General features: G+C 67.2%; 12 protein-coding genes. 8 read left to right on the forward strand and 4 right to left on the reverse strand.

The annotated features are described in order from the left end of the window. Positions 1-15: 15 nt before the first annotated feature. Both KW076_RS11565 and rfbB read right to left on the reverse strand, forming a co-directional pair. Entirely contained in the window at positions 16-1,449 is a 1,434-nt protein-coding gene (locus tag KW076_RS11565; protein ID WP_224355457.1) for a sugar nucleotide-binding protein, read from the reverse strand. A gap of 13 nt (positions 1,450-1,462) precedes the next feature. Then, a complete protein-coding gene (gene rfbB / locus KW076_RS11570; RefSeq protein ID WP_224355458.1) occupies positions 1,463-2,458 on the reverse strand; it encodes a dTDP-glucose 4,6-dehydratase in 996 nt (331 codons plus the stop codon). Positions 2,459-2,744: 286 nt separating this feature from the next. On the opposite strand from rfbB, the gene KW076_RS11575 reads away from it, so the two are divergent. Further along, positions 2,745-3,575, forward strand: a complete 831-nt coding sequence (locus tag KW076_RS11575; RefSeq protein WP_224355459.1) for a glycosyltransferase family 25 protein — start codon at positions 2,745-2,747, stop codon at positions 3,573-3,575. A 546-nt stretch (positions 3,576-4,121) separates the two neighbouring features. Then, positions 4,122-4,595, forward strand: a complete 474-nt coding sequence (locus tag KW076_RS11580) for a hypothetical protein (RefSeq protein WP_216881440.1) — start codon at positions 4,122-4,124, stop codon at positions 4,593-4,595. A 120-nt stretch (positions 4,596-4,715) separates the two neighbouring features. Here KW076_RS11580 and KW076_RS11585 read toward each other — a convergent pair whose 3' ends face one another. Continuing rightward, positions 4,716-5,801, reverse strand: a complete 1,086-nt coding sequence (locus tag KW076_RS11585; RefSeq protein WP_144919150.1) for a glycosyltransferase family 4 protein — start codon at positions 5,799-5,801, stop codon at positions 4,716-4,718. A 382-nt stretch (positions 5,802-6,183) separates the two neighbouring features. Here KW076_RS11585 and KW076_RS11590 point away from each other — a divergent pair, with 382 nt between their 5' ends. The 6 genes from KW076_RS11590 (at position 6,184) to KW076_RS11615 (ending at position 12,704) form a co-directional block, all read left to right on the forward strand. Then, positions 6,184-8,181 carry a glycosyltransferase gene (locus KW076_RS11590; RefSeq protein ID WP_159305453.1) on the forward strand — a complete coding sequence of 666 codons (1,998 nt, stop codon included), beginning with the start codon at positions 6,184-6,186 and terminating at the stop codon, positions 8,179-8,181. After that, positions 8,178-9,095 (forward strand): glycosyltransferase family 2 protein, encoded by a 918-nt coding sequence (locus tag KW076_RS12665; protein ID WP_224355460.1) that lies wholly within the window; start codon positions 8,178-8,180, stop codon positions 9,093-9,095. Before KW076_RS11590 ends, KW076_RS12665 begins: the two co-directional genes overlap by 4 nt. 10 nt (positions 9,096-9,105) lie before the next feature. Next, complete coding sequence (gene rfbA, locus KW076_RS11600; protein ID WP_144919144.1) at positions 9,106-9,996, forward strand: glucose-1-phosphate thymidylyltransferase RfbA; 891 nt, start codon at positions 9,106-9,108, stop codon at positions 9,994-9,996. 42 nt (positions 9,997-10,038) lie between these two features. Next, entirely contained in the window at positions 10,039-10,872 is an 834-nt protein-coding gene (locus KW076_RS11605; RefSeq protein WP_159305452.1) for a glycosyltransferase family 2 protein, read from the forward strand. A 76-nt stretch (positions 10,873-10,948) separates the two neighbouring features. Then, entirely contained in the window at positions 10,949-11,809 is an 861-nt protein-coding gene (locus tag KW076_RS11610) for a glycosyltransferase family 2 protein (protein ID WP_159305451.1), read from the forward strand. Between the two features lie 25 nt (positions 11,810-11,834). Beyond that, positions 11,835-12,704, forward strand: a complete 870-nt coding sequence (locus KW076_RS11615) for a glycosyltransferase family 2 protein (RefSeq protein ID WP_224355461.1) — start codon at positions 11,835-11,837, stop codon at positions 12,702-12,704. An 18-nt stretch (positions 12,705-12,722) separates the two neighbouring features. On the opposite strand, the gene KW076_RS11620 is transcribed toward KW076_RS11615, so the two are convergent. Beyond that, complete coding sequence (locus KW076_RS11620; RefSeq protein ID WP_224355462.1) at positions 12,723-13,880, reverse strand: glycosyltransferase; 1,158 nt, start codon at positions 13,878-13,880, stop codon at positions 12,723-12,725. Positions 13,881-13,893: the final 13 nt, after the last annotated feature.

A 13,893-nucleotide genomic window follows, 5' to 3' on the forward strand; every position in this document is an offset into this window, starting at 1 on the left:
ATTCCTGCAAGAATATCAGCGTGTGCCACCCGCCGCTTCTGACAGGTGGTCTCGCAGGCGTTCGCGCTGATCCGGGGCGGTGTAGCCGACGGCGGCCAGGGGCCCGAGATCGAGGGCACTGTTGGTCGGCCGCGGGGCCGCGCCCTCCTTGCCGGCCATGTATTCGGCGGTGGTCGCGGCGGAGACGCGTGCGGCGTCGTGGCCGGTGTCCTCGAAGACCCACCGGGCGACGTCGTGCCAGGTGACCACGTCACCGCTGTTGGTCATGTGGAACGTGCCCGTGGGCGCGTCCGTGGTGACCAGGTGCAGCAGGGCGTCGGCGAGGTCGTCGGCGAAGGTGAGGCGGCCGTGCTGGTCGGCGACGACGGCCGGGTCAATCCCGCGCTCGGCGAGGGAGGCCATCGTGGCCACGAAGTTCTTCCCCTCCCCGATCACCCAGGAGGTGCGGACGATCCAGTGCCGCGGCACGGTGCGCACCGCGGCCTCGCCGGCGGCCTTCGACTGGCCGTAGACGCCCAGCGGCGCGAGCGGGTGGTCCACCGGGTGCTCCTGCCCCACGGGGAGGGTGCCGTCGAACACGTAGTCCGTGGAGACCTGCGCCAGGGGGACGCCGGCCTCGGTGCAGCGGCGGGCGAGCTCGGCGACGGCGGTCGCGTTGACGGCCCAGGCCTGGGCCCGGCCCTCGGGCGTCTCGGCGGCGTCCACCGCGGTCATGGCGGACGCGTTGACCACGGCGCGCAGGCCACGGAAGTGCTCCCGCGGCCAGGACGCCGGATCGGTCATGTCCCACGTGTCCCGTCCGTGGGCCTCCACGGGGATCCCGGCGGCCTCGGCGCGGGCCACGAGGGCGCGGCCGAGCTGGCCGCCGGCGCCGAGCACGAGGATCGGGGCGGGCGGCATGGGGGTGACGTCCGCGAGCATCGGGTGGGCGCGGTCCTTGTCCGAGAGCTCGGCGTCCTCGAGCGGGATGGGCCAGGCGATGGCGGCCGTCGGGTCCGCGAGGTTGAGGAACGTGTACTGGCCCTGCGCGTCGGCGGACCAGTGGTCGTTCACCAGGTAGGTGTAGGCGGTGTCCGGCTCGAGCGTCTGGTAGGAGTTGCCCACCCCGCGCGGCACGAAGACGGCCTTCTCCGGGCCGAGCTCCACGGTGGCGACGGCGCCGAAGGACGGCCCTTCGCGCAGGTCCACCCAGGCGCCGAAGATCCGGCCGTGGGCGACGGCCACGTACTTGTCCCACGGTTCGGCGTGGATGCCGCGGGTGGTGCCGACGGCGTCGTTGAAGGAGATGTTGTTCTGCACCGGGGCGAGCGAGGCCAGGCGGGGGTGCTCGGCGGCGAGGGCGCGGATCTTCTCCCGCTGCCAGTTCTCCTTGAACCAGCCGCGGTTGTCCCCGTGGACGTCGAGGTCGAGGACGAGCAGGCCGGGGATGGCGGTCTCGGTGATCTTCATCAGCGGTGCCTCCTCACTGGCCCTGGGCGCGGTACGTGGCCTCGACGGCGTCCTTGGCTGGGCGCCACCAGGCCTCGTTCTCGCGGTACCAGCGGACCGTGTCGGCCAGGCCCGCGCGGATGTCCGTGAACTGCGGCTCCCAGCCGAGCTCGGTGCGCAGCGCGGTGTTGTCGATCGCATAGCGCAGGTCGTGGCCGGGGCGGTCGGCGACGAGGTCGTAGTCGTCCGCGGGGCGGTCAAAGAGCTCGAGGAGGATCTCCACGATCTCCTTGTTGTTCCTCTCCCCGTCCGAGCCGATCAGGTACGTGCGGCCGATCTCGCCGCGTTCGAGGATGCGCAGCACGGCAGAGGAGTGGTCCTCCGTGTGGATCCAGTCCCGGACGTTGATGCCCTGGCCGTAGAGGCGGGGACGGACGCCGTCGATCAGGTTGGTGATCTGGCGCGGGATGAACTTCTCGATGTGCTGGTACGGCCCGTAGTTGTTGGAGCAGTTGCTCAGCGTGGCCTGCACTCCGAAGGAGCGGACCCACGCACGCACCAGGTGGTCCGAGCCGGCTTTCGAGGCCGAGTAGGGGCTGGAGGGGTTGTACGGGGTGGTCTCGGTGAACTTCGCCGGGTCGTCGAGCTCGAGGTCGCCGTAGACCTCGTCCGTGGAGACGTGGTGGAAGCGCTTGCCGTGCTTGCGGACCGCCTCGAGGAGGACGAAGGTTCCGACGATGTTCGTCTGGATGAACGGGGAGGGATCGTTCAGCGAATTGTCGTTGTGGGACTCCGCCGCGTAGTGCACGACGGCGTCCGACTCGGCGACCAGGCGGTCCACCAGGGCCGCGTCGCAGATGTCCCCCACCTCGAGAGTGACGCGGTCCTCGGGCAGGCCGGCCAGGTTCTCCCGGTTGCCGGCGTAGGTCAGCTTGTCCAGGACGACGACGTCGTGCCCGGTCTCGCGGACGACGTGGTGGACGAAGTTCGATCCGATGAACCCGGCGCCGCCGGTGACGAGGAGGTGCATGAGGTCAGGCTACCGAGGTTAGGGTCGACGCGATCCCGAGACGGCATGCTTGCCTTTCAATCTCACGCCCGTGGATACCCCGACCAATCCGTCCTATACGACGGCGCCCCACGGGCAGCGAAACACGCGCGGTTAGATCGCAGAATCGACGGAGCCCGGCACCCGAGGCACTACATAGACGCCGGGAGCGGATCAGCGGCCGGAGCACGTGCCGCTCCTGTAGGCCAGCGGGGCGCCCCTCCGGGGCAACCAGAGGCCCGCACAATACCTAGGTATTGTAAGGCGCATGGGCCAGATCACGGACAGGTACGTCATCTCGTTGGAGGGGTCGCCGCGGCGGGAGGCGTTCTTCTCGCAGCCGGGCGTGGCCGACTTCGTCGTGTGGGATGCCTTCGACGGCCGGACCGGCGCGGGACGGGATCGCTTCGATGTGGTCGCCTTCGAGCGCCGGGCGGGCCGGCCTCCCGAGGGCGGGGAGATTGGCTGCACACTTTCCCACGCCGGTCTCCTTGCTGATTTCGCGGCAGGCTTGGGCCGTCCGGATGACCTCATGCTGGTCGCAGAAGACGACGTCGTATTCACCCCCGACTTCGAGGCTGTCCTGGGCCGTGTTGCTCGCACGCGCGGGTGGGGCTGGACATTGCTGGCCCAGGGCCTTGAAGACCCGTTTCGGGACCCCTTCTGGGCCAAGAGCCGCGACCGAGCGCCCCAGTCTCTGCTGGCGAAACCCGTCGGGCCACCATCTTCCCCCTGGCGCTACCGCCTGGGCAACTGGGACGGGGAGCTGTGGGGCACCGGCCTCTACCTCGTGACCAGGGAAGCCGCCCGCGCTCTCACGGACCATGCCACCCGGGAAGGCTTGTCCTGGGCAGCCGACGACTATGTCACCTGGCACGCAGCGGCAGGGGTGAAGGTGTGGATCCTCCTCCCCACCATCGCTGGATGGGTCGGCGAATCAGAGATTAATGCCACCACCCGGCCCCACCTCCAGATCCAGTCCTACGCGGCCCATCCGATGGGCCGGCAGGCGTGGTCGCGGCGCGTCTCCCGCTTCCGCGCGGGGGCCCGCATCGCGTGGAAAGAAATGCGCGGGGACACCCGCCCCTGGGCGAGCTGAGCCCATCGCGCCCACCTCGAGAACCTATCCAACACAGAGTCTGGGCAACGCCTTCCTGGCCCACTAAGGGCCACCCACCGGGCTGGCGAGGGGCCTGTGTGGTGGCTGGGTAGAGTGCGGCATATGAGACTCATGTACTCTGCACGGCAGGCGAAGCACGCCGCCTTTGTGGCGAACAAGCGGACTCGACGCGTGCTGGGGGCAGGGAAGTGGCGGGCTCTGACCATGGTGACACCGGCCCTGTCCAGGGTCTGGCCCTTCCGCTACGACGCCCAGCGGTACACCGGTCCGAACCGGGGCAAGGAAGGGCACGATCTCTCGTTTCTGCAGCTCCCCCCCCCGATTGACGCGGCGTCCAGCGAGCTGCCGCGTCGCGTGTTCGTTCTGTGGACTGGCAACAACCCGCTTCCCCCAAACCGGTCGCGCAACCTCGCCCACCTGCGCAAGGTGATCGCGGTGCCCGTAGTCCTGGTGACGCCACAGACGCTAGGCGGGTGGCTCATCCCCGGGCATCCCCTCCATCCCGCTTATGAGCACCTCTCCCTTGTGCACCGCTCGGACTACCTGCGGGCCTATTTGATGCACCACCACGGCGGCGGGTACATCGACCTCAAGGCCCCCGTGGGTTCCTGGGCACCGGCCTTCGACCGGATGGAGCGAGATCCCTCGGCCTGGCTCTCCGGCTACGGGGAGATCAACGCGAACGCCTCCGCCCGGTTCCCCGGTCCGATGGGGCGGGACATCGCCACCCACTGGAAGAGCCTCGTGGGGACGGCTGCCATGATCGTTCGCTCCCACACCCCGTTCACCGGCGAGTGGATACGGGAGGTGGACCGCCGCATGGACGCGCTGGCTCCCCGCCTTGCCGCGAGCCCCGGCCTTGTCCGCCTCGGCGGGCCGGGCTACCCGGTGTCCTGGACGGATCTGCTGGGCAAGGTCTACCAGCCCCTGCAGCTCAAGTACTTCGAGCACATCCGCGTGGACGATGACCTCCTGGTCAATTTCACCGACTACCAGTGACCCATGTCACTGCCCCCACGGGATTAGGCGCGGTGAACGATCCTCCAATCGTCCCTTCAAGAGGCTTACCGAAGAAGATGACGCCAGTGAACTGCCCTTCCTTCCAGTGGGGCACAACAACTACTGGGCGCTCCAACCCCGCCGACGAATGGCCTCATCAACTTGTCTCCACATGTCGGCATAGGTGAAGTGGTCGGCGACCATGGCCGCAGCGTTTCTTCCCAGACGACGGCGTGCCTCCGCGTCGCTTGTGAGCTCCGTGAGCGCCGTACGCCAACCGTCCGCGTCTCCCGGCGGGACAAAGACTGCGGTCTCGTCTGTGAAGTACTCGCGCATGGCCGGAGTGTCCGTGAGGATGAGGCAGGCTCCCGTCCCCGCCGCCTCCAGCGCCACGGTCTGACCACTCGGGTACGCCATAACGTGGGTGGGGATCGCGACCATGGACGCGGTCGCGATGACCTCTTGATAGCGCTCGAACGGGACCCGCCCGTGGAGCACCGCCTCGGCGGGGAGCTCGACGTCGTTCAGATGACCCTCGCCGGTGTACAGGTGCAGCTGCAGGTCCGAACCTTCCACAGCCTGGAGGAGCGTCGGGAAGTCCCGGCCGCGGTCGGCCCCGACAGAAACGATGCCGCGTCGTTCCTCGAATGCCGCGACCGGAAACTGGTCGGGGTTGTATCCGAAACTGACGGCCTCGATTCGTGATGCATCGAACCCTGCCTCCACGAGGATCTCCACCTGGTTCCGTGACAGGACGATGATCAGATCCACCCCACTGTAAGACGTCACCACCGCTGTTCGCTGCGCGGGCGACATCCGCTGAAGCTCGTCCGCGAGCCAGCACGCGATCATGACGAGCGGTCTACCGGCGAAGGGGGCCACCCCTCGGCGCTTGGCCCAGGAAGCAGCGAGCGCCTCCTTCTCCAGGAAGGCGAGCACCAGGTCCGCCTGCCATGCCTGGCGGACCGACCGGACGGTCTTGTCCATCGGCCGGCCGGAGCGGTGCTCCACGACATCGCGGAGCTTCCGGTGGACGCGAGTCCGTGCCGGCTCGACCTCGACGAGGTCGTAGCCGAACTGGCCGAGCTGGTCGATCCCGTAGGGGCCGTCCGCTGCTCGACCGGAGGTGAGGACCAGGCAACGGGTGTTCACGGGTGCCTCCCGAGTGGCATCGCGGATGGAGAGCGATTCCTCGACGCTCCCCACGGGGAGCAGTCAGCAAGGAACTCGCCTCAGCGTACCGGCCTTCTCCGGCCTAGGATGGGCCTGACGCCGACCGCCTGACCGAGGAGTTGACTCACCCGTGGCCCTCCACGTCGGGCTCTACAGCCCGTGGAACACCACCGATCCCAGAGCCTGGTCCGGCGTGATCAGCCCGATGGCCGAGGCACTCCGCGACGTCTTCGACGTGACAGTCATCCCTCCCGTGGGGCAACGGGACGCTCGAGGTGAGCGGATCCGCACCCGCCTTCGTGGCATGACGGGGCGGCGCAGCCTTCCCACGCACACCATGGCGACCGCCCGCCTGCGCAGCGCGGTATTGGCGCACCAGCTCCGCCGCCACACGGGGGCTCCCCTTGACGCCTTGGTGACCATCGCAGCCTCCACCGATGTGCTCTCCCTGCCCGATGACTTGCCCATCGTGCAGGTCACGGACGCCACCTTCCCCGCCATCCGCGGGTTCTATCCGCTCGCCACCGGTCTCGGCCGCCGCAACGAACGTGAGGGGATGCGGGTGGAGGAGGCCGGGGCACAGGCAACGGACCGCTACCTTGTGGCCTCCGAGTGGGCAGCCCTTAGCCTCACCGACGTCGTCGGGGTGGCCCCGCATCGGGTGACGGTGGCTCCCTTCGGACCTGGCACCCCTCCCCCCGCGGATGCCCGGCGCCGTGAGCCCGGATCGAGCCTGCGCGTTCTCGCCGTCATCGCTGACTGGGAACGGAAACGCGGGGACGACATCGTCGCCGCCGTGGCGCGGGCCCGGGAATTCCGTGATCTCACATTGACCATCGTGGGGCGGGCCCCCGAAGGACTCCCCTCCTGGGTGAACGCGCCGGGCGTCGTCGACCGTGCCCGCCTAGCTGAGCTCTACCGGGGTCACGACGTGCTCGTGGATCTCGCACTGGCGAACGCCGCAGGCGTGGTGATGACCGACGCGCTGGCCTCCGGGCTGCCGGTCATCGCCACCCACGTGGGCGGCGTGGATACGATCGTGCGGGACGGGAAAACCGGCTGGCTCGTGCAGCCGAGCGGGGCGGTCGACGCGACGGCTAGGGTCCTCACGACGCTCGACGCGGCCGCCGTCACCCGCGCCTCCGCGGCCGCCCTCGCCGATGCCCGCGCGCGCTTGAGCTGGCGCGCCTGGGCGGCCACCGCCGACGAGGTGGTCCGCGCCGCCGTGGCAGAGCGTCGGGGGCAGGCGTCACCGGAGGCCCAGAGGCGACGGGCGCTGATGGTCACCCCCATCCTCCCCTCGACGGGCGGCCAGGAGTCGGCCGGAGAGCATCTGGTCAACGACATCGCCCAGGTCATCGCCGAGCGGAGCGAACTCACGATGCTCAGCAGCGACGGACCGGCGAATCGTCGGGCCCTCGAGCGAGGGGTGGCCTTCGCGCACCGACTGCTCACGTCCGCGCCGTTGCGGTGCGACCGCCTCCCGCGCCTGCTCGGCGTGGCCCCCGCCTTGAACGCGCGCACTGTAGAGCAGGTCCGCGGGCTGGTGGCGTCGGCGGACCTGGTGGACCTCCAGTGGGAGGAGAGCGCCTTGCTGCTGGGGCCTCTGCGCCGGATGAACGCGGATGCGCGCATCGTGGTCACCCTCCACGACGTGCTCTCCCAGCGTTTCGCGCGGCAGCGCGAACTCCAGAGCAGCCGGCTTCGCAAAGGTGTGTGGGCCGCGCGTCAGGCGGCGGCCACGATGCTCGAGGCCCATATCGTCCGCGAGGCCGACGCCGTGGTCGTGCTGAGCCAGAAAGACGCGGATTTGCTGCCGAAGCGGGGACGACGGGCTCGCATCCACGTCGTGCCCCCCGCGATCACCGGCCCCCTACGCCCCCTACGGGACGGGACGGGTGCTCCGTTCCTCCTCTTCGTGGCCTACATGGCCCGGTGGGAGAACGAGGACGCCATGCACTGGTTCGTCACCGAGATCCTCCCGCGAGTACGCGCTGAGGCGCCGGACGTGCGTGTCGCCGTCGCCGGTGGAGGTCTGCGGGACCACGTCGTCGCGGAGTTGGAGGCGAACGACGTCGAGGTGCTCGGCTTCGTCCACGACCTCGAGCCCCTCTACGAGGAGGCATCGGCCGTCGTCGTCCCCCTCCGCTACGGCGCCGGCGTGAAGTTCAAGGTGGTGGACGCCCTGGTGCGGGGCGTGCCCGTCGTGACCACCACCGTGGGCAATGAGGGCATCCACCCAGCGGATGCCGCCATCGTGGCCGACGAACCCGCCGCCTTTGCCGAGGCTGTCACCGCCGTCCTAGCCAACCTGCCGTGCGCGGAGAGGTACGCCCGCAGCAGGGCCACGGATGTCGCCCGAGAGTTCGGACCCAACCGATTCCGTGCCCGACTCCAGGAGGTCTACCGATGAACCAGGCTGTCAGCGTGGTCATCCCTTGCCACAACGCGGCTGGGAGTATGCAGCGGCAGGTCGACGCGCTCCTCCCCCAGTTGGAGGAGACCGATGAACTCCTCCTCGTCGAAAACCGATCAGCAGACGGAACGCGCCGGATTGCGGAGGAGGCCGCCCTTCGGGATGCAAGGGTCCGGGTGCTGAACGCGCCCGACAAGGCGGGCGCCAACCACGCCCGGAACATCGGCGCCGCCCGAGCCCACAACCCGATCATCCTGTTCTGCGACGCAGACGATGTGGTCCATTCTGGATGGGTGAGGTCCCTCCGACAGGTATTGGGGACTGATGGAATCGCGGGAGGGAGCGCGACGCCGGTAGATGAAGAGGGCCGTCGTCTTGGCCCCGATTTAGGACTACACGAGACCTTCGGCGGCCCTGCCTACCCCTTGGGCGCCACCATGGGAGTGCGGCGGGAGGTTCTGGAGACGATCGGAGGTTTCGACGAGTCCTACGCGGGTGGCCACGATGAAACGGACCTGGCGTGGCGAGCCGCACGAGCGGGGTGGCCAACCCACTTCGTCCCCGAGGCACGTATCGACTACGTCCAACGGCCGGACGCACGGTCTGCTCTTCAGCAACGACGGCTGTACGCCCGGACCTCCATTCAGGTGTGGGTCCAGAATCCGGATCTCGTGGACCAGAGCGCCGTGAGCCTGCGTGGGGCCCTTAATGGCGTCCGCCTCGGTCTCCCCCTCGGGATCAAGATGATCCGGGGAACGGCCACGGCACGCGACGCCGCGCGCTGGGGGTGGGCTCTGGGTGTCCTGGAAGGCCATCTCCGGTATCGAGTCCTCGGTCGGCCACCGGCACGTGTGGCGCCGCCCATTCCCCCCGCCCCGCACCCCGCCGAACCCAACCGCCCCTGCGCCTAGACTCGGCCTTATGAAGGGCATCATCCTTGCCGGTGGCACCGGCTCGCGTCTGCACCCCATCACGCACGGCATCTCGAAGCAGCTTGTGCCCGTCTACGACAAGCCGATGATCTACTACCCGCTCTCCACGCTTATCCTCGCTGGGATCAGCGACATCCTGGTGATCACCACCCCTCACGACGCAGAGCAGTTCCAGCGCCTCTTGGGGGACGGTTCACAGTTCGGCGTGAGCCTCTCCTACGTCCAGCAGCCCTCCCCGGACGGCCTCGCGCAGGCGTTCATCCTCGGCGAGGAGCACATCGGCGACGACCGGGTGGCGCTCGTGCTCGGCGACAATATCTTCTATGGGCCCGGCATGGGCCAGCAGCTGCGCCGGCACACGGAGGTGGAGGGAGCCACGGTCTTCGGCTACTGGGTGGCCGATCCCACCGCCTACGGTGTCGTGGAGTTTGATGGAGCCGGCAAGGCCGTGTCTCTGGAGGAGAAGCCGAAGGAGCCCAAGAGCAACTACGCGGTCCCGGGCCTCTACTTCTACGACAACGACGTCGTCCAGATCGCGAAGGATCTCAAACCCTCTCCCCGCGGGGAGCTCGAGATCACTGACGCCAACCGCGTGTATCTCGAGCGCGGCATGCTCAACGTCGAGGTCCTGCCCCGCGGCACCGCGTGGCTGGACACCGGGACGTTCCACGACCTCAACGACGCGTCAAATTTCATCCGCACGATCGAATCCCGCCAGGGCCTCAAAGTCGGATCCCCCGAGGAAGTCGCCTGGCGCCAGGGGCTGCTCACGGATGACGAGCTGCGCCAGCGTGCTGAGCCCTTGGTGAAGTCCGGGTACGGCCGCTACCTTCTCGGCCTGCTCGACCGTGCAGACCCCATCGGTCGAAGCTCCCGCTAAGTAACACCGCCCCATCCGACCGTCGTTCTGAAGAGGTATGAAGTGAATCCCCGAGTCTCATTTGTCATTCCTACGTACAACGATGAGCCCGCCCATCTGCAGGAGGCAATTGCCTCAGCCACAGCACAGACCTCGCCGCCTCAGGAAATCATCGTTGTCGACGACGGGTCCACGCGGGCCGATCTGCTCGAGTTCCTACGGGCAACGGACGAGGGGGTCCAGGTTATCCACCAGAAGAACGCGGGCCCCTCGGCGGCTCGGAACGCGGGGATCACCCGTGCCACGGGGGACTGCATCATCACACTTGACGGGGATGACTGGTTGGACCCTCAGTTCACTGCAGAAGCGGTGCATATTCTTCAGGATGCAACTGTGGAGATCGCCTTCGCCTCCACCCGTCACTTCGGCCAGGGGGAGGTATTGCGCCACGTCAGCGCCGACTATGTCCTGAAGGACTTTATGGAGATGAACAAGGTACCGTCTGCCGCCATGTTCCGGCGGAGCCGCTGGGCGGAGGTCGGCGGGTATTTGGAATCCATGCGGTGGGGCATGGAGGACTACGAGTTCTGGGTGAGAGTCCTCCGCGACGGCGGGATAGCACGCCCCGTTCCTACCGCCTATTACCACTATCGCTCCCGGGAGAACTCTCGTCTCTCCACCCTCGGGACGCATGCGGCACGAGATACCCATCAGGCTATCGTGGAGGCCAACCCAGAGCACCACGCGATTCTCTTGCAGGCTGCATTCCTCCGCCTGGAGGAAATGCACGACCTCCACCTTGAGTACCGCTCCTATGTGCACAAGTGGCAGGATCGATTCCGCCCGCTCATCCGGGCGAGAGATTTCGCCAAGAGGGCAGTGCGGAAGATGTCCTAGGCTTCTGGACGGGCCTGTTCGGTTGGTTGTCAGTCCCGCAATACGCCCCCGCCCGCTCCGGACTAGGAGTCGACACATGGAGTCCACCCCGCCCGTTCCTCCGTTGCCTGACGGCCGTGTAGGGATCGTCATCCCGGTGTACAACACTGGGTCGTTAGCGCTCGGGGCCGCCCATAGCGCTCGAGTCGCCCTTGGCAGCACCGAGAACGTCGTCGTCGTCGACGATGGGAGCAAACATCCCGACACTCTTGCTGTCCTCGACTCCCTCCGCGTGGAGGGATTCCACGTCATTCGGCAGCCCAATGGTGGGGTCAGTTCAGCCCGCAATACAGGCATCCAGCAGGTGACGACGCCCTACGTCATTGCGCTTGACAGCGACGATGAAATCATGCCCGAAGCACCCCATGCGATGGCGGAAATCCTGGACCGCCACAGTGACGTCACCATTGTCACGGGGGGCGCGTTCGAAGTGGTCGATGGCGCGGAGCACCTGAGCTCTCCACCCGACGGTCCTGTCACCCGCAGTGCAATGCGCGCGGCCACAGTTCTGGCAATGGCCTCCATGTTCCGGCGCTCCGACTGGGAAGCTGTGGGAGGCTTCCCAGAGGGCCTCTCCGTGGGTGAGGACTGGGTCTTCTGGATGCGCCTCCTCCGAACTGGCGGGAAGGTCGAGATCCTGGACATTCCCATCGCACGCCGGCACCTAGGCGAACATCAGGTGACCCGTGGCTATATCGATCCGCGGCAGAGCACGCAGGCGGCCGCACTGGTTCGCAGTGAAAATTCCGACCTATACGCTGGCCAGGAGGTGGAACTCATTGAGCGCCTGAATGCAGCGGAGCTGCAATTGGCCGCCTACCGCCATGCGTACCGCCACGTCGACCGCTTCAAGGCTGGAATCCGTAGCTTGCTCGGTCGCGCTCGTGCCAAACGGTGACTACACCTCGACTGAAAGGGCCTGCATGTCGACCGTCTCCATCATCATCCCGTGTTACAAGGAGGGCGCACTTCTGCTCGCGGCAGTGCACTCAGCCGTCGGGCAGACCCACCCTGACATCGAGGTGCTCGTGGTGGCGGATGGCGTCGAGGACCCTGGCACCCTAGACATTCTTCGCCAGATTGTCACTCTCGACGGAGTGGCTGTTCTGCATCAGTGCAACGGTGGTGTGTCTTCGGCTCGGAACGAAGGAATTCGACATGCCACTGGCGAGTTCTTGATTTTCCTTGACGCAGACGATCTGCTCGCGCCCGACTTCGCATCGCTTGGATCACAGTGGCTTGCAGAGCACCCACAAGTACGCGTCTTCGGCGGGGAGACAATCATGTTCGGGGACCTTGAGGGGCCGTATGGTCCCCGGTTCAATCTAGGGCAGCTCTTCAACCAGAGCCTTCTTCAGGTAGGCCAGATGGTGCGGCGGGCAGATGCAGAGGCGGTGGGGGGATTCGATGAAAATCTTCGCCGTTATGAAGACCAAGACTTCTTCCTGAAAATCCTTGCCCTGTCGGATGATCCACATCGGGCTGTCCATCAGATTGCCCGCCCCCTCTACTATTATCGCAAGCACGCAGCATCGGAGACTGCAGGCGGCGATGACGATCTGGAGATTCGATCGCAAGCCAGGGTGTTCCGGAACAATGTCGCGCTCTTCGAACGCCACGCGGAAGACTTCGTGTCCTGGAGGATCATGAAGATGTCGTATCTCGACCACCTCCGCCACCGCTACGGCTGGGTCGAGCGCAGGTTGTCGAGAATAGGACGTCTTCGTCACCGAATGGCGTCAGTGGCAGGCCGCATCGGAACCCCTGGCCGAACTGGCACGGGGAACGGCTGAGGACGCGTCACCATTTTGCTAGACGGCACCATGAGGATCATCAAGTAATCGAGCCAGGCGTTCCCTGAACGCCACCTCGGAGAAGTGCTCCGCATGCGCCTGCATGGCTCCTCGATCCCAGTCCTGTGCCAGCACTTGTTCGACGACGTCGGTCACGGCTTCCACGGTCGGCTCCGGCACGAACACCCCGTTCACCCCCTCGACGATCGTGTCCAGGTAGCCGCCGGCGCGCAATGCCACGGTAGGGACGCCCCACGCGCTTGCCTCGAGCGGGGTGATGCCGAAGTCCTCGTGGCTGGCGGCAATCAGCGCGACGGCGTGGGCGTACGCCCAGCGCAGCTGCGCGTCGGTGAGGTCCTGGGCGAAGACCACACCCTGACCAGCTAAGGCGCGCAGCCGCGCTTCCTCGGGACCCTTGCCGATCACCAGCAGGCGCCGGCCGGTGCGTTCGGCCGCGCGGATCGCGACATCCACATGCTTGTACGGCATCAGGCGTGCCACGGAAAGCAGATATCCGCCCTCGGCCAGGTCTTCGGCACCCGGGATCGGAGCCTGCGGTCCGTCCGTGCTGACCGAGTGCGGGGGAAAGACAAGGTCTACGTTCGCTACCCCGTAGACCTCCTCGATTCGCCGCTTCACCACCGTGGAGTTGGCCACGTAGCGGGTGCGGCGCAGCTGAGCTGCGCTGTCCCACGCGCGCAGAGCAGGACGCAGCGCACGGGCCACCCGCCCCTTGAGGCTCCTCTGGCCGCCCTCACCCAGGTAGTCCTCCAGGAGGTACACCCAGCGGGCGGGCGTATGGCAGTACACGAGGGTGTCCCCCTCGTACCGGAACCCGTGGGCCCAGCCGGAGGTGGACACCACCGCGAGGGGCTCCTTCACGTGCATCAGCGAGGACGCGAGGGGCAGCAGCGGCAGGGCACGCCGGGGATCCGAGCGCAGCACGCCCACCCGGTTGAGCGGGGACGTGATGATCCGCGCCTTCTTGAACTCAGGGAAGGTGCCCTCGGGGTTGTAGAACGTTGTGTAGATCGGCGCATCCGGCCACATGCGGTGGAGCGCGAGGACGACGCGCTCGGCACCGCCCTTCTGGGTGAGGTAGTCGTGGGCGATCGCGATGCGGCCGGGCTGCGACGCGCGGCGCGCAGACAGAGGGCGACTGGCGTGGATCTTCATGATGTCCCTTGGT

Source organism: Micrococcus porci (genome assembly GCF_020097155.1).
GTDB classification, from domain to species: Bacteria; Actinomycetota; Actinomycetes; order Actinomycetales; family Micrococcaceae; genus Micrococcus; species Micrococcus porci.